We start from the raw sequence: 15,128 nt of genomic DNA on the forward strand, positions 1-15,128 counted from the left end.
GGCGCACTCCGCATCGTACTGCGCAATCCAGCGCCGAACGGCCGTCTCACCAAGCTCCATCGACCGGCACACCTCGCTGACCGATAATCCTTGGTCTCGCACCATCCGTACCACTTCCAGCTTGAAGCTGGCGTCAAATTGTCGGCGCCTTCTTGTCATCTATCTTTCTTCCTCGTCGATTCCGGATTGTCCTCCTATCGACCTGTCCGAGGAAATTAGACCACCACAAACAAATGAAAGTGTCAGCGACGAAACCTTTTCGCTGGCACCGCACCGGGCCAATTGATCTTCACCCAGTCGCGCGACCGCTCGCCATCTTCGTTTCCCCCTTCAGCCGTATCAATTTTCACGGGAGGCACGATCCCCCTAGGGAGTGGTGGGCAAGCGCGCCGGCTCGAAGTGGGGAATTCGCATCTCAGCGTATTATCTGCACCGAAAACGCGATGGCCCCAACTCGTGGGATGCTCAGGGCGCCCTGGTTCAGCGCTAATTGGCAAGCTCACCCTCCCCGCTGGTGCCGCTGTAAGATAGGAGCGCGCAATCCCCAACGGACGAAACCGGCTTGTCCACGCTTCAGCTTCGTTGAGGCGACCGCCGACACACGGGGCTCCGGTCGCGTGTTCGATCAACAATCAGCAGCTTTTGGCCCGCCGGTCTGGCGTCACCGCGCGACGCGAGCCGTATAGCCACAAAAGGGAGGCTCTTTTCAGGGTCTAACGTCGTTAAGCCGTTGGCGAATCTGCCAGGCTAGCATGTCTACCGAGCGCGTGGCTGGGGCGAAACGAAAGCGACCAGGGGCGACCCACTGCCCCAGGCGCATCCATCCGTCCGGAAATATGCAGACGTGCAGGTCATTGTTAATGACCACCACACCAGCCAAACCAGGATGGGTTGTTACTCCGTGGCAACGAATGCCGAGGCGCTCCAGATGACGTCGCACGGCACTTGCTCGCATGGCGGCTTACCCCGGTTGGACCAACATTTTGGGCCAACTCCAGGAGCGCGTCAGTTCGCGGGCGAACCGACAAGCCTTGTGTCAAGCGCGCACCGTCAAAACTCCTCCTCCGCCCATCAGTCCGTCGGGACGAACTTGGGCTCCTTACTCATTCCCTATTGCGATCTGCGTCGCGGCAGTGACTTCCCTACGATCACGGCTTGGGCGATCCTCGCCAGCGTTCTGACTGATACGACCGTTGTTTCGGTGCTCTCCGCGCTCGCGCCATCGTTCCCGGACATCCTCTCGAGTCGCTGAACCTTCGCAGCGCTCACACGCAGGCGGGCGGTCATGGAGAAGCCGGAGTGAGTCGTGGCTCCCCATGCCGATAGCGGTCACCGTAGCTCACGATGCAGCGCCGGTTGTTCTCAGGTAGGCGATGAACTCATGCTTTTGTGCGACACCACACAATCTTGCGCTGCCATGTTGGCTAGTTCCGGATTAGTCTGCGGATCACAATATGAATTGTCACGTGACCCGCAACGATTCGCATCACTTCTCTTAGCCAACATTCGCTGGGGTGAGGGCAAAGCCTTTTCCCAGAGGACGGCTGATCCCGATGCGGGGCCCCTGCGCAGGACACTAACTGCGTAACTCCCGGAGGCGCTCATGTCATGCAAGAATATCCACGTAGTGCCTACCCATGATGGCTGGGCGGTTGAATCGGAAGATGGCTCCAGTAGTCAACACCGATTCACCTCCTTGGAGCATGCGATCGCCGCCGGTACAGAGAAGGCTAAGCGCGCAAAGGTAGACTTGCTGATTCACGGCCGTGACCGTCAAGTGCTAGAGCGAAGCTCTTTTAGGAACGAGTCGCGCGATGTTCAGACGTAGCTACACTGCCGGCACCCCCAACTGGCAGAGCGGTCACTTCTCAGTGCGACATGAAGACTGGCAAAGATGACTGGCGAAGCAGGGCCCGGGTGGTGCCGCCCAGAACAAGCTCCCTCAGCCGGGAGCGGCCATAGCCGCCAGCGACCAACAGGTCGGCCTGTACCTTTTCCGCAAGTTGCGGCAGAACGTAGTCGGGGTCGCCCTCCCCGACAAGGAGATTGGCTTTGATGCCATGGCTGGCCAGCCACGCGATCAGCCGGTTCCCGCTGTCACGGTGGACTTGTTCCTCAATCGCAGCGCCATACTTGTCTGCGCTGACCATCAGGACGGAAACTGCACTGGCATGCGTGAGCCACGGCAATGCGTCCGCTGTCGCCCGCGCGGCCTCTCTGCCGCCGTTCCAGGCAATGGCGACATGGCCACCAAAGCGCGGTCCGGACGCGCCGGGCACCAGCAAGATGGGCCGCCCGGCATTGAGCATCGTATACTCGGCAACCCCGGCCAGCAGGGCCGGCACATCGGCATCCGCCGACGGCGGTGCGGGCAGGATGAGGTCGGCGAAGCGGCCGTCGTCGGCAAGCGCCCAGCCGGACTCGGCGTCGACAACGGTGTGCCGCGTGGGAATGTCCGGCGACACTTGCCCGGTCAGCGTGTCGAGGACTTCCTTGTGAGCGGCAACCAGTTTGTGCAACTGGCTGGCTGCAAGCGCCGCGTATTGTCCGGCTTCTTCGCCCGCCCCGCGAAACGGCTCGAGGTTGGTTCCCGTTGCCGTCAGTCCGACCACGCTTCCGCCCCGAGGGCGCCAATGTGCGGCCGCAGGCTACCCCGCGCTCCGTTGCGGAGGTGGACAGACGGCTAACGCCAGGCTCTCGCTATTCGTGCAGATACCGCAGCTTCGCCGGCGCCGCGCCGAAGAAGCGCACCGACACAGCACTGCCCTGCCTCGGCGCGAACTGTGCGTCGCTGAACACGCGCGCCATGCCGTCCGTTTCTGTCAGATGCACGAGCGCCGGGCTCCAGCGTTGGGCACCAAGCTGGACTCGGACCGCGCCAGCATATTGCCCCACAGGCGGCAAGCAGATTCCCTCCGGAAGACGAATTTCCGCCGCGCCACTGGCGCGGGCGGGCGTCCGGATCACTACCATGGCGCGGATCTCGTGCGGACGCGCCAGCAATGCAGCAGCAGCGCGCACGTCGCCGCTCTGGATCAGGCGGCGGGCCTCCGTGGATGAACAGCGCACGCCTGCCCCGGCTGCATCGGTGGCCCGCAGCCGAACCGGCTCGACGGCATAGCCGTACGCTTTGCCAAGCTGGCCGAGGTAATCGACGTCGCCCTGCCGTCCTCGTCCGCAGCAAAAGTTCGCGCCAACCACCAGCCGCCGCATGCCCAGACGCGCCAGCAGCAGTCCACGGACAAAGTCATCCGCACTGGCTTCGCTGAGGGCGCGGTCGAACGGCAGTACCAGGCAGTGGTCGACGGCGCCGCTTTCAGCCAGCAGCGCGATACGGTCATCAACGGTGGAGATCATGCGGGGCGCGCTCTGCGGCTGCAGGAACGCACGCGGATGCGGGTCAAATGTCAGCAACACGGTCGGGAGCCCGAGCGAATGCCCCGCGGCGCGCAACTCGGCCAGGACCGCGCGGTGCCCGCGGTGCACGCCGTCGAAGGTGCCGATCGAAACAACGGATGCTGCCAGCCGCAGCGGGTCGGCTCGTCTTGTCACCTGCATGATGGACTCCTCGTCTTGTCATGAACCGCATGCTAGGAGGGGACGGCGCGGGATGCCAATCTCTTGTTTTCATGACGACTATAACCGGCGCTCATCCCTCCATGCCGATCCCGGCACCCGCGTCCGCCACGGCATCATGGCGGGCAAAGAGCCTGTGTACCAGCGCGCGAATCCACTGGTTGCCCGGCTCCCGGTGCACGCGATCGTGCCAGTGCTGGGCGATGTCCATGCCGGGCAGCGACAGCGGAGGCGCCACCACTGCCAGGTCCAGGTCCGCGCATAGTGCCCGGGCCAGCGTCAGCGGCAGGATAGCCACCGCGTCCGAATGCCGGGCGATCAGGGCCGCCGTGGCAAAGCTCGGCACGCGGCAGACGATGTTGGTATGCGGCACGCCGGCTTCGATGGCGCGCTCGACGCTGAGGTGTTCATGACCGGTCCCGACCGCGGAAACCAGCACATGCTTCTCGGCTATGAAGGCGTCCGGCTCGCCAAGCTGCGCCAGCCGCGGATGGTTCTTGCGTACCACGGCGCCGTAGGTCTCACGCCATAGCAACTGGCGACGGATGCTCTGCGTCAGCGTGGGGAACGAGCCAATCGCCAGATCGACAAGGCCATTTTCCAGCCAGAGATCGAGATGCGTGGCGTCGGCGTTGACCGCCTGCACTAGGATACCCGGCGCTTCCTCCGCCAGCCGGCTTAGCAATGGTGGCAGCATTTGCGAGGCGCCGGCATCTAGCAGGAAGAAGCGGAAGCTGCGCTGGCTGGTGCGTGGATCAAAGCTGGCATGGTCTGAGCGCAATGCACGCACGCTCTGCAGAATGTCCCGCACCGGCTCGCCAAGCTCCATTGCCTTGGGCGTGGGTTCCATGCGCAGGCCCACCCGGACGAACAGCGGATCACCGAAATAGTGGCGTAGCCGCGCCAGGGTCTTGCTCAGCGCCGGCTGGGTCAGGTTGAGCACGCGCGCGGCCTTGGTAAGGCTGCGCTCGCTGAGCAGCACATCGAGCACCAGCAGGTGGTTCAGGCTGAGTTCGTCTTCATGACGCTGGGGAATAGTGTCCATGACGCGAGGTGATTAGCAAACGGGCCGACTCGGCTGTAGTCTAGTTTCACATAGCTGACACAGATCAGAAAGCAGGTTTCAAGAGACGAAACTTCGTCTACGCCCTGTTGCAGCGCGAGGACGAAGGCCCCATCAGGAGGAGATTGCCATGTCGTCCGCACTATCCATCGAAGCCGTAGCAAGCCGCATTACCGATCCTGGCATCGATGCCGCAAGCTTTCGCGATGCCTTGTCGCATGCCGTCACCGCCGTGACCGTGATCGCTACCGACGGCGCAGGCGGTCGTGCCGGCGTCACGTGCTCGGCGGTCTGTTCGGTCAGCGACTCGCCGCCCACTGTGCTCTTCTGCATCAACCGCCGCAGCGCCGCAAACAGCGTGATCAAGACAAACGGCGTGGTCAGCATCAACTGGCTGCACGCGAGCCAGACCTCGGTGTCCCAGCTGTTCGCCGGGGCCGGCGCGGTACCGATGGCGCAGCGCTTCGATGGTGACAGCTGGGGCGTGTTCACCACCGGCGCGCCATACAGCAAATCCGCGATGGTCGCCCTCGACTGCACGGTAGTCGACCAGATCGAGATCGGCACCCACAGCGTCTTCGTCGCGCAAGTCTTCGGCAGCGCCGGCGGCGAACGCGGCAACGACACGCCGCTGGTCTACTGCCGCCGCAACTACGCCACCACGCAGCCGGTCGCGGACTGACGCGCGCGCCCCGCAGCACCGGAATTCCATATCCATGTCCGTATGCCCTTCTCCAGGGCAGGGACTGTCACACCCCCAAAACCCACCAAGGAGACCTCGCGATGATTCGCACCGGCAAGCAGTACCTGGAAGCGCTCAACGACGGCCGCAACGTATGGGTCGGCAACGAGAAGATCGACAACGTCGCGACGCACCCCAAGACACGGGACTACGCGCAGCGCCACGCCGATTTCTACGACCTGCACCATCGCCCCGACCTGCAGGATGTGATGACCTTCGTCGACACCGACGGCGAACGCCGCACCATGCAATGGTTCGGCCACTTCGACAAGGAGCAGCTGCGCCGCAAGCGTAAGTACCACGAGACCGTCATGCGCGAGATGGCCGGCGCTTCGTTCCCGCGTACACCGGACGTCAACAACTACGTGCTCCAGACCTACATCGACGATCCGTCGCCGTGGGAAACGCAGACTATCGGCGCTGAGGGCAAGATCAAGGCAAAGAACATCGTCGACTTCGTCAATTTCGCCAAGCAGCACGACCTGAACTGCGCGCCGCAGTTCGTCGACCCGCAGATGGACCGCTCGAACCCGGATGCGCAGCAGCGCTCGCCCGGGCTGCGCGTGATCGAGAAGAACGACAAGGGCATCGTCGTGTCAGGGGTCAAGGCCATCGGGACTGGCGTAGCCTTTGCCGACTGGATCCACATCGGGGTGTTCTTCCGCCCCGGCATCCCGGGCGACCAGATTATCTTTGCCGCTACGCCGGTCAACACCCCGGGCGTGACCATCGTCTGCCGCGAGAGCGTGGTCAAGGACGATCCCATCGAGCACCCGCTGGCCTCGCAGGGCGACGAACTGGACGGCATGACGGTATTCGAGAACGTCTTCATCCCCTGGTCGCACGTGTTCCACCTGGGCAATCCCGAGCACGCCAAGCTCTACCCGCAGCGTGTGTTCGACTGGCTGCACTATCACGCCCTCATCCGCCAGTCGGTGCGCGCCGAACTGATGGCCGGCCTGGCGATCCTGATCACCGAGCATATCGGCACCAACAAGATCCCTGCAGTGCAGACTCGCGTGGCCAAGCTGATCGGCTTCCACCAGGCCATGCTGGCGCACATCGTCGCCAGCGAAGAGCTCGGGTTTCATACGCCGGGGGGCGCTTACAAGCCGAACATCCTCATCTACGACTTCGGCCGCGCGCTTTATCTCGAGAACTTCTCGGAGATGATCTATGAGCTGGTGGACCTCTCCGGGCGCAGCGCACTGATCTTCGCCAGCGAGGACCAGTGGAACGACGGGGCCCTGAATGGTTGGTTCGAGCGCATGAACAACGGCCCGGTCGGCAAGCCGCACGACCGCGTGAAAATCGGCCGCGTGATCCGCGACCTGTTCCTGACCGACTGGGGCAACCGCCTGTTCGTCTTCGAGAACTTCAACGGCACCCCGCTGCAGGCCATCCGCATGCTGACCATGCAGCGCGCCGAGTTCTCCGCAGCAGGTCCCTACGGCACCCTGGCGCGCAAGGTCTGCGGCATCGAACTCACTGAGGACCACGAGAGCGAGTACAAGGCCACCGCCGGCTACGCCCAGGCACTGGATTCGGCGCGCCATCAGGAAAAGCTCGCCCTGAGCGGCACGATGACGGTGTGACCGCCTGACCTCCCGGCCGGCCCGTCCGGCCGGAACCCCTCAACCATGGAAGGAGTGCAACATGCAAACCAATGAACTGCTTGACAAGATTTTCCGCGGCGCGCGCAGCCAGAACGGCTGGCTCCCTACGCCCGTGCCCGACAGCAAGCTGCATGAACTGTATGAGCTGATGAAGTTCGGCCCTACCTCGGTCAACTGCTCGCCGGCCCGGCTGGTGTTCGTGCGCACAGAGGAAGGGATGGAGAAGCTGCGTCCGGCACTGGCGCCGGGCAACGTCGAAAAGACCATGGCCGCGCCCGTCGTCGCAATCGTCGGCTACGACACCCGCTTCTACGAGCACCTGCCGGATCTGTTTCCGCACAACCCGGCGGTCAAGGCGTGGTTCGAGGGCGACGAGAAAGTAGATTTCGCCACCACCACGGCGTTTCGCAACGGAACTCTGCAAGGCGGCTATCTTATCGCCGCGGCACGCGCGCTGGGCCTCGATTGCGGCCCCATGTCCGGATTCAACAACCAGGCTGTCGACCAGGCCTTCTTTGACGGCACCAGCATCCGCTCTAACTTCATCTGCGCCCTTGGCCACGGCGATCCCGAAAAAGTGTTCGCCCGCAGTCCACGCCTGTCGTTCGACCAGGCCTGCCAGCTCGCCTAGCGGCAAGGAGTCTCGCCATGCAAGAGTACGACCAGCATAACCTGACCAGCGCCGTCATTGCGCGCCTGGCCGATACGCCTGACCGGCGCACCAGGGAGATCATGACCAGCCTCGTGCGGCACCTGCACGACTTCGCACGCAAGATCAGGCTGACCGAAGCCGAATGGATGCGCGGGATTGAGTTCCTTACCGCCACCGGGCAGAAGTGCGACGACAAGCGCCAGGAGTTCATCCTGCTCAGCGATGTGCTGGGCCTGTCGATGCTGACGGTGGCAATGAACCACCAGAAGCCCGATGGCTGCACCGAGGCTACCGTGTTCGGGCCCTTCCATGTCGAGGGCGCGCCGCACTACGAGGACGGCGCGGATCTGGCAAACGGGGCCAGGGGCGAGCCCTGCACGGTCTACGGACGGGTCACAGGCGCGGACGGGCGGCCAATTGCCGATGCCGTGGTGGAAACCTGGCAGGCCGACGCCGACGGCCACTATGACGTGCAGTATGAAGGGCTGGAAGTGGCACAGGGCCGTGGCGTGCTGAAGTCGGGCGATGATGGCCGCTTCCACTTCCGCACCATCGTCGCACAGGCCTACCCGATTCCTGACGATGGCCCCGTGGGCGAGCTACTTCGCGCCACCGGCCGTCATCCATGGCGGCCCGCGCATCTGCACTTCATGATCAAGGCACCTGGCTACGAGACACTCGTCACGCACGTTTTCCGGCGCGGCGACAAGTACCTCGACTCCGACGCCGTGTTCGGCGTGCGCACGTCCCTGATCGGCGACTGGGTCCGCCTGACCGATGGCACCTACCGGCTCGACTTCGACTTCGTGCTCAACCCAGCCCGCTAGCATCGGCACCTGGCGCGCCGCCCGAGCGGGCGGTGCGGATGCAACCACGCACCGCGGCTTCCGGCCCGGTGCTCCATGCGGTCATTCGGAGTGGCAAATGGGTTCGATTGATGGCACGAAGGCCCAGCGGGCGCGCGCACTGCTGCCCGTCCGGTTCGGGCGGCTGGCCCTCGCTGCGGCCTGCGCGGCGGGCAGCGTGCCGGCACGCGCCACCGAGGGTGGCGGCAACTCCTACCCCATCGGGGTCGACAATCTCTATTCCGGCCTGATGCTGCCCGAGGGCGCCAACTGGCTGCTGTTCTACCAGCACTACGATGCGGGCAGTTTCAAGGACAACACCGGCCACGACAACCCCAAGCTGGCCAGTTTCCACTTGCGCCTCGATGCGCTGGCGCCGCGGTTGTCGTATGTGTGGCCCGACGTCAGGCTGTTCGGCGCCAACCTGGAAACGCGCGTGGTGGTGCCCGTCGGGTCGGCGAATCTCGACATGTCAGTGGCCAGACAAGTTCCCCTGCCGCCGCTCGCCAAAGGCGGTAACAAGACTGGCCTGGCCGACATGACGCTGGCGCCGGTGGTCCTCGGCTGGCACGGCGGCGCATTCCACCAGATGGCGGGCGTCGAGTTCCACCTCAAGACCGGCGCCTATGATGTTCACGACCCCGTCAATATCGGCCGGAACTACTACCAGATTGCACCGAGCTACGCCTTCACCTGGTTCCCCACGCGCAACGTCGACATCAGTGCCAAGCTCCGCTACGGCTTCAACACGCGCAATGAGGCCACCCGCTACCAGTCGGGTAACGAGGCGACCATCGAGTTCAGTGCCGGCTACCGGGTAACGCCGAGGCTGACGCTGGGCCTGAACGGCTATTACTACGTCCAGACGACCGACGACACGCAGAACGGCGCGCGCGTCAACGGCAATGGCAACCGTGGCCGGGTCACGGCGCTGGGGCCGGATATCTGCTTCCAGCTCACCGACAAGGTCAGCTTCTCGCTCAAAGGGCAGTTCGAGTTCGGCGCGCGCAATCGCCCGGAGGGCAACCGGATCTGGGCCATGGCGCGTATATCGCTGTGACTGGCCGATCCATCCCGAGCAACATTGGAGACCATACGATGAACGCCTTCCAGTACTCCACGCGTGCCCAGCGCATCGTCTTCGGCGCCGGAAAAATCCGCCAGGTCGGCCAGGAAATCGATGTGCTGGGTGTGTCGAGTGTCCTGGTGCTCAGTACACCCGAGCAGCGCCCGCTGGCTGAACAGGTGGTGGACCTGCTTGGCGCCCGCGCGATCGGCATCTTCGACCGTGCAGTGATGCATGTGCCGGTCGAGACGGCGCGCGCGGCCTGTGCGATGGCATTCGAGCTGGGCGCCGACAGCGTGGTGGCGATCGGGGGCGGCTCGACCACGGGCCTCGCCAAGGCCATCGCCCTCGAGATGAGCCTGCCGGTGGTGGCGGTCCCTACTACCTATGCCGGCTCGGAGATGACAGCGATCTACGGCCTCACCGAGGCTGGCCTGAAGCGCACAGGCACTGACGTGAAAGTGCTGCCGCGCATCGTCATCTACGATCCTGAACTCACTTACTCGCTGCCGGTTGCGGTCAGCGTCACAAGTGGCATCAATGCGCTGGCCCACGCCGCAGAGGGCTTGTACGCCCACGACCGCAACCCGATTTCGGATTTGATGGCGACAGAGGGCATACGGGCCATCGCAGCGGCGTTGCCGGTACTCGCGACCGAACCGGATACGGCCATGCTGCACGAAGCGCGCGCGCAAGCCTTGTATGGAGCATGGTTGTGCGGCGCCGTGCTCGGCACCGTGGGAGTGGCGTTGCATCACAAGCTCTGCCACACGCTTGGCGGCAGCTTCAACCTGCCGCATGCCGAGACGCACACCATCATCCTGCCGCACGCGCTTGCCTACAACGAGAAGGCCGCACCGGGCGCCATGGCCACCATCGCGCAGGCCATGGGCGCAGCCAGTGCTGCGCAAGGCGCTTTCGACCTGGCACGTACGACCGGCGCCCCGCTCGGCTTGCGGCAAATCGGCATGCGCGAGGATGAACTCGACAAGGCGTGCGAGATCGCGTTGCAGAACCAGTACCCCAATCCGCGTCCGCTCGAAGCCGGCGCGATCCGGGAACTGCTGCAGAACGCCTGGGAGGGACGCCGGCCGGTCTGACGCCGGCGTAACGCTTGACCGCTACCTGCGCAATTCGCAGCAGCGCCGCAGGCTTTCGCACAGGTCACCGTTTCGGACAAATATTCAAAGGTACGAGATGTGGAAGCTTCCGAAGGAATACAACCATTTTGCGTTTGGCGTGATACAGGCTGGCGTCACGTGTGCGGTCGCATCGGCGATCGCAAGCATGCAGTTCGTGGCGGAAGGCACCTTTGTTTCGCACTGGCTGCGTGCGTACTTATATTCGTGGGTGGCGATGCTACCCGTCGTCGTGGCCGCGGCGCCGTTCATTCGCTGGCTCGCGGACCGAATCACGCGTTGAACGCTTGCGGAGGTTCTGCCGGCCGCAATGCGGCTCGTCTCAACGGTACATATCCATTGGGTGGATAACGATGATCAAACATATTGTGATGTGGAAGGTGAAGGGTTCGACGCCGGAAGAAAAAAGCGAGGGCGTGCATCGCATACAGGCTGCATTCCACGGACTGGTTGGCGTCATCCCGGGCCTGACGGCTCTGGAGGTGGGCGCCGACGTCAGTCGCATCGACTACGCGTGCGATGTGGTGCTCTACACGGAGTTCGATTCCGAGGAGGCATTAGACTCATATGCCAGCCATCCTGACCACCTGAGGATCAAGCGCGAACTGGGCGATGTCAGGATTGCCCGTCACCAGGTGGACTACGTCATTGGCTAGCGGGCGGATGTGCGACGCCTCTGTGCGGGGATGTACCCCGAGCAGCTACATGGCGCGCAAGTCAGCCATCAAGGCATGCCCGTAACGTATCCGCGAGACGGCCCGCTTCGTTCGCATCGGTGATGTTCGCGAAACCCATCACCAAGCCTCGCGGCGTGTCCCGCATACGGCCGTGCGCATACCAGATCGAAAGTGGCAGCACCGCGAGTCCCGCTTGGCGGGCACGCGAGGCGACGGCGACATCATCGACCGGACCATGGGCAGCCTCGGCGAATTGCACTGAGAACTGGATTCCGCCGGGCGGCAACTCAACGGTCAGCTGTTCGCCAAACGTCTGCTTCAAGGCTTGCGCAATCAAGAGGCGCCGCTGTCCATACAACGTGCGCATCCGCTTTACATGCCGCGCAAAATGGCCCTGTTCAAAGAAATCTGCCAACGCCGCCTGAAACAGCGTTGGCGCGCCGGCATTCATGCTGCACGCCACCCGTCCAACACGCTCGACCGCGCGCTCCGGCACCACTGTGTACGCGAGCCGCAGACCGGGGAACATCACCTTGCTGAACGTGCCGCAATAGAGCACGCGGTCATGCCGGTCGAGGCTCTTCAAGGCCGGCAAGGGTCGACCCAGGTAGCGGAACTCGCTGTCGTAGTCGTCTTCGATAATCCAGCGAGACGCTGTCTCCGCCCAAGTCAGCAACGCCATGCGCCTTGCGAGCGACAGCGTGTTCCCCAGGGGGCTCTGATGCGATGGCGTGACGAGCGCGAAGCGCGCCTCCGGGGCCCGTTCGATGCCGCGCTCGACATCGATGCCTTCTTCATTGATGGGCACCGGGACGAGCTGCACGCCGGTCTCGGCCAGGAAGCTGCGCGCAAGCAGATAACCGGGGTCCTCGAACCACATGCGGTCGCCGGGGCGCGCAAGACTGCGCAATACCAGCTCGAGCGTCGCGCGGTAGCCACTGGTAATGAACACCTGGTCGGGCAGACATGTGACGCCACGCGACAGGCCAAGATAGGTGGCGATATGCTCGCGCAGCGGCAGATAACCAACCGGATCCGGGTAAGCAAGCAAAGTGCGTTCGCCGCTGCGCGCACGCCGCGCAACGAGCCGGCTCCATATCTTGCGCGGAAATGCGTCAAGCGCCGGCAGCCCTGGCTGCAAGGGTCGCGGCTCGCCGCTGAGGGCGACGGCGATCGCCGACTGGCGTGCCATCGGCTGGCCGCTGGGTGATGCGCCTGTCTTCGCCGCGTCCGCGCCTTCAGTGGTCGGCGCGTCAGGGGCATCCTGGCGGCCGCGTGCAGGTGCCGCTTGCATCAGGGATTCCGATAACGAAGGCGATACAAACGTGCCGGCAGCGCCACGCATCTGCAGGTAGCCCTCGTCGACAAGGATCGTATAGGCCAGTTCGACGGTGCCTCGCGCCGTGTTCAACTGCGTGGCGAGGACGCGCAACGCCGGCACCCGATCACCCGGGCGAAGATGTCCCGCCGCGATCGCCGTTCTGAAACGCTCGCAGATCTGCAGATAGATCGGCAACGCCTTCTGGCGGTCGATCTCAATGGCCAACGAGGGGTTTCGTACCGTCATGACAGTTTCGCGGGTAACAGGGTGCAGAAAAAATTTGGACTAGTCAAATGGTTAATTCTTGGCCCTTATCCATAGGGCATGATTGTTCCACAATGGCTTCATACGATGCGACGGTGACAGGCACGTTCAGTGATACCCCCCACACCAGGTGCGCAGCGCGTTCCTCTACCCTCATATGGAGAATCTGCCATGAAAATCGTTGTAATCGGTGGTTCTGGCCTGATCGGCTCACGGCTTGTCACGCTGCTCAATGAAGCGGGCCATACGGCAGTCGCCGCATCGCCGCGTACCGGTGTCAACACGGTGACGGGCGAAGGCCTAAGCCAAGCACTGTTGAATGCGGATGTCGTCGTCGATGTGGCGAATGCGCCGTCTTGGGAGCCGCAGGCGGTGCTGGACTTCTTCCGCACCTCGGCACGCAATCTCGGCAAGGCCGAGGTGGCCGCGGGCGTGCGCCATCACGTCGCACTGTCGATCGTCGGTACCGACCGCATGCCGGACAACGCGTATTTCACGGCCAAGGTTGCACAGGAAGCGGTGATTGAAGTGGCCGGTGTGCCATACACGATCGTGCGCGCCACGCAGTTCATGGAATTCATCGGTGGCATCGCGGATTACGGCACGGATGGCAGCACTGTGCGCATTGGTGACGGGATGTTCCAGCCGATCGCTGCGGATGACGTCGCGGCGGCGCTTGCGCAGGTCGCGCTGGCGGCGCCGCTAAATGGCACCATCGACATCGCCGGACCAGACCGAGCGTCCTTCGCGGAGATAGTTTCGCGCTATCTGAAGTCGGTGGGCGACCCGCGCACCGTCGTGACAGATCGCGATGCGCGATATTACGGCGGCCAAGTCGAGGAACTGTCGCTCGTGCCGCTAGGCGACGCGCGGATAGGCCGCACCAGTCTCGATCAGTGGCTGGCGCGCGCTCATGTGTAGTAAGCCATGAATTCGGGAAGGTATGACGGTTTTTCCTCCCCTACTATTCACTCGGCGCTGCACAATCGCAGCCCTCAAGTGGAGCACGTCATGCGTTGCCGCTTTTCAAGCGGAGCTCGCCGTGGCAGCTCCAGTCAATGGCATCGTCGAAATCGCCGGTCCGGAGCGTCAACCTGCCTGAAGATATCGACTGTGAGCGATATGCCTACATCCACCGGAGACACAACATGAAGCTCCTTATCGCGTCAATGATCTTGGCCGCCCTACCCTTGCAGGCAGCCTTCGCCCAAGACCATTCCGGCCATCAGGCAACTGTGGCAGTACAAGGATTGGCAACCACCTCCACGGGCGTGAAAGTCACGCTCGTGTACCAGCAGGAAATCCCTAACTTGCCGGGCAAGAGTGTCAAGGGCGTATTGGTGGAGTATGAGCCGGGCGGCGTCAACGCCGCGCATACCCACGCCAAGTCAGCAATGATTTACGCAACAGTGCTAGAAGGCGCCGTGCTGAACCAACTCAACGGCGGACCACTTCGCACGTTCACGAAGGGGCAGAACTTCACCGAAATGCCTGGCGACCGGCACGACGTCAGCGCCAACGCGAGCAAGACTGAGCCCGCCAAGCTGCTTGCGGTGTTCGTCGTGGATACGAATGAGACCGTGCTAACCACACCATTGAAGCGTTAAGGCAGCCTGCGTAGCCAAGCCAGCTATCTGACTTGGCGTTGATCCTGCAAGATGCGCTTTGGTACGTCATTGCGGCCCGAGAGGCGGCACCTGGCGACCGCGGCGAACGAACGGGCTAGATCGGGCGTAATGTCAAAAGGCCGTCTGATGAGGCCTGTGCCAGCATCGTCAACCCAAGCGCTAAAAATCAGCGTTTGGCTGCATGAATGAGGCGCCAACTAGCTTGACGCGCGCCGCTGTTCGAGCGGCACCTAGGTGGTCAGCTGCCTGAGATCCTGCTCGAGATCGACAGCGCCACCCACTTTAGTTGGCTCTTGCTGGGAAGAGAGCCGCATTCCCGCAGCGAATTGCTATTGGTCTATGCAGCGATACTCGCGCACGGCACATCGATGTCAGCGGCGGATCTCGCCCGAATGGTGCCGGAGTTGTCGCCTCCCGCGATCCGGCAGATGATGCATCGCGTTGCGGTCGAACGGAAGCTGCGCCACGCGGCTGAAGCCGTGCTGACCTTCATGCATCAGCACCCGATTTCCCAGCATTGGGGGCGCTCCGATCTGGCC

The 15,128-nt window shown here is 63.4% G+C and carries 16 protein-coding genes and 1 pseudogene; 12 read left to right on the forward strand and 5 right to left on the reverse strand.

Annotated elements, in window-relative coordinates:
• Positions 1 to 159 (reverse strand): transposase (locus E1J61_RS35315; protein ID WP_165971542.1); only part of this gene is annotated, 159 nt, incomplete at its 3' end.
• Between the two features lie 1,444 nt (positions 160 to 1,603).
• Between E1J61_RS35315 and E1J61_RS35320 the strand changes: the two genes are divergently transcribed.
• A complete protein-coding gene (locus E1J61_RS35320) occupies positions 1,604 to 1,828 on the forward strand; it encodes a DUF2188 domain-containing protein (RefSeq protein ID WP_133098449.1) in 225 nt (74 codons plus the stop codon).
• Between the two features lie 40 nt (positions 1,829 to 1,868).
• On the opposite strand, the gene E1J61_RS35325 is transcribed toward E1J61_RS35320, so the two are convergent.
• The 3 genes from E1J61_RS35325 to E1J61_RS35335 form a co-directional block, all read right to left on the reverse strand.
• A complete protein-coding gene (locus E1J61_RS35325) occupies positions 1,869 to 2,612 on the reverse strand; it encodes a universal stress protein (RefSeq protein ID WP_133098450.1) in 744 nt (247 codons plus the stop codon).
• A gap of 88 nt (positions 2,613 to 2,700) precedes the next feature.
• Positions 2,701 to 3,558: an FAD synthetase family protein gene (locus tag E1J61_RS35330; RefSeq protein WP_133098451.1), complete on the reverse strand. Its 858-nt coding sequence runs from the start codon at positions 3,556 to 3,558 to the stop codon at positions 2,701 to 2,703.
• A 91-nt stretch (positions 3,559 to 3,649) separates the two neighbouring features.
• On the reverse strand, positions 3,650 to 4,621 hold the full coding sequence (locus E1J61_RS35335) for a LysR family transcriptional regulator (protein WP_133098452.1): 972 nt from the start codon (positions 4,619 to 4,621) through the stop codon (positions 3,650 to 3,652).
• 148 nt (positions 4,622 to 4,769) lie between these two features.
• On the opposite strand from E1J61_RS35335, the gene E1J61_RS35340 reads away from it, so the two are divergent.
• From E1J61_RS35340 to E1J61_RS35375, 8 genes are all read left to right on the forward strand, one after another.
• Entirely contained in the window at positions 4,770 to 5,321 is a 552-nt protein-coding gene (locus E1J61_RS35340; RefSeq protein ID WP_133098453.1) for a flavin reductase, read from the forward strand.
• Between the two features lie 101 nt (positions 5,322 to 5,422).
• Complete coding sequence (gene tcpA, locus E1J61_RS35345) at positions 5,423 to 6,976, forward strand: 3,5,6-trichloro-2-pyridinol monooxygenase TcpA (protein ID WP_133098454.1); 1,554 nt, start codon at positions 5,423 to 5,425, stop codon at positions 6,974 to 6,976.
• A gap of 61 nt (positions 6,977 to 7,037) precedes the next feature.
• On the forward strand, positions 7,038 to 7,628 hold the full coding sequence (locus E1J61_RS35350) for a malonic semialdehyde reductase (protein ID WP_133098455.1): 591 nt from the start codon (positions 7,038 to 7,040) through the stop codon (positions 7,626 to 7,628).
• Between the two features lie 17 nt (positions 7,629 to 7,645).
• Positions 7,646 to 8,476, forward strand: a complete 831-nt coding sequence (locus tag E1J61_RS35355; protein ID WP_133098456.1) for an intradiol ring-cleavage dioxygenase — start codon at positions 7,646 to 7,648, stop codon at positions 8,474 to 8,476.
• A 97-nt stretch (positions 8,477 to 8,573) separates the two neighbouring features.
• On the forward strand, positions 8,574 to 9,554 hold the full coding sequence (locus tag E1J61_RS35360; protein ID WP_133098457.1) for a transporter: 981 nt from the start codon (positions 8,574 to 8,576) through the stop codon (positions 9,552 to 9,554).
• 38 nt (positions 9,555 to 9,592) lie between these two features.
• The gene (locus E1J61_RS35365; protein WP_133098458.1) at positions 9,593 to 10,660 is read left to right on the forward strand and encodes a maleylacetate reductase; all 1,068 of its coding nucleotides are present in this window, start codon (positions 9,593 to 9,595) and stop codon (positions 10,658 to 10,660) included.
• Between the two features lie 97 nt (positions 10,661 to 10,757).
• Complete coding sequence (locus E1J61_RS35370) at positions 10,758 to 10,982, forward strand: DUF2798 domain-containing protein (protein WP_133098459.1); 225 nt, start codon at positions 10,758 to 10,760, stop codon at positions 10,980 to 10,982.
• Positions 10,983 to 11,052: 70 nt separating this feature from the next.
• On the forward strand, positions 11,053 to 11,355 hold the full coding sequence (locus E1J61_RS35375; protein ID WP_133098460.1) for a Dabb family protein: 303 nt from the start codon (positions 11,053 to 11,055) through the stop codon (positions 11,353 to 11,355).
• A 61-nt stretch (positions 11,356 to 11,416) separates the two neighbouring features.
• Here E1J61_RS35375 and E1J61_RS35380 read toward each other — a convergent pair whose 3' ends face one another.
• Positions 11,417 to 12,943: a PLP-dependent aminotransferase family protein gene (locus tag E1J61_RS35380; protein ID WP_133098461.1), complete on the reverse strand. Its 1,527-nt coding sequence runs from the start codon at positions 12,941 to 12,943 to the stop codon at positions 11,417 to 11,419.
• A 189-nt stretch (positions 12,944 to 13,132) separates the two neighbouring features.
• On the opposite strand from E1J61_RS35380, the gene E1J61_RS35385 reads away from it, so the two are divergent.
• The 3 genes and pseudogenes from E1J61_RS35385 to E1J61_RS35400 all read left to right on the forward strand — a co-directional run.
• The gene (locus E1J61_RS35385; RefSeq protein ID WP_133098462.1) at positions 13,133 to 13,882 is read left to right on the forward strand and encodes an SDR family oxidoreductase; all 750 of its coding nucleotides are present in this window, start codon (positions 13,133 to 13,135) and stop codon (positions 13,880 to 13,882) included.
• A gap of 227 nt (positions 13,883 to 14,109) precedes the next feature.
• Complete coding sequence (locus tag E1J61_RS35395; RefSeq protein ID WP_133098463.1) at positions 14,110 to 14,568, forward strand: cupin domain-containing protein; 459 nt, start codon at positions 14,110 to 14,112, stop codon at positions 14,566 to 14,568.
• A 227-nt stretch (positions 14,569 to 14,795) separates the two neighbouring features.
• Positions 14,796 to 15,128: pseudogene (locus E1J61_RS35400) on the forward strand (Tn3 family transposase); the annotation flags it as partial.

Origin of the sequence: Cupriavidus sp. L7L (genome assembly GCF_004353535.1) — a bacterium.
Taxonomy (GTDB): domain Bacteria; phylum Pseudomonadota; class Gammaproteobacteria; order Burkholderiales; family Burkholderiaceae; genus Cupriavidus; species Cupriavidus oxalaticus_A.

Bases quoted from the DNA above. Each gene is read 5' to 3' on its own strand.
- E1J61_RS35320 (WP_133098449.1), top strand. From the start codon at position 1,604: ATGTCATGCAAGAATATCCACGTAGTGCCTACCCATGATGGCTGGGCG.
- E1J61_RS35330 (WP_133098451.1), bottom strand. From the start codon at position 3,558: ATGCAGGTGACAAGACGAGCCGACCCGCTGCGGCTGGCAGCATCCGTT.
- E1J61_RS35335 (WP_133098452.1), bottom strand. From the start codon at position 4,621: ATGGACACTATTCCCCAGCGTCATGAAGACGAACTCAGCCTGAACCAC.
- E1J61_RS35340 (WP_133098453.1), top strand. From the start codon at position 4,770: ATGTCGTCCGCACTATCCATCGAAGCCGTAGCAAGCCGCATTACCGAT.
- tcpA (WP_133098454.1), top strand. From the start codon at position 5,423: ATGATTCGCACCGGCAAGCAGTACCTGGAAGCGCTCAACGACGGCCGC.
- E1J61_RS35350 (WP_133098455.1), top strand. From the start codon at position 7,038: ATGCAAACCAATGAACTGCTTGACAAGATTTTCCGCGGCGCGCGCAGC.
- E1J61_RS35355 (WP_133098456.1), top strand. From the start codon at position 7,646: ATGCAAGAGTACGACCAGCATAACCTGACCAGCGCCGTCATTGCGCGC.
- E1J61_RS35360 (WP_133098457.1), top strand. From the start codon at position 8,574: ATGGGTTCGATTGATGGCACGAAGGCCCAGCGGGCGCGCGCACTGCTG.
- E1J61_RS35365 (WP_133098458.1), top strand. From the start codon at position 9,593: ATGAACGCCTTCCAGTACTCCACGCGTGCCCAGCGCATCGTCTTCGGC.
- E1J61_RS35370 (WP_133098459.1), top strand. From the start codon at position 10,758: ATGTGGAAGCTTCCGAAGGAATACAACCATTTTGCGTTTGGCGTGATA.
- E1J61_RS35375 (WP_133098460.1), top strand. From the start codon at position 11,053: ATGATCAAACATATTGTGATGTGGAAGGTGAAGGGTTCGACGCCGGAA.
- E1J61_RS35380 (WP_133098461.1), bottom strand. From the start codon at position 12,943: ATGACGGTACGAAACCCCTCGTTGGCCATTGAGATCGACCGCCAGAAG.
- E1J61_RS35385 (WP_133098462.1), top strand. From the start codon at position 13,133: ATGAAAATCGTTGTAATCGGTGGTTCTGGCCTGATCGGCTCACGGCTT.
- E1J61_RS35395 (WP_133098463.1), top strand. From the start codon at position 14,110: ATGAAGCTCCTTATCGCGTCAATGATCTTGGCCGCCCTACCCTTGCAG.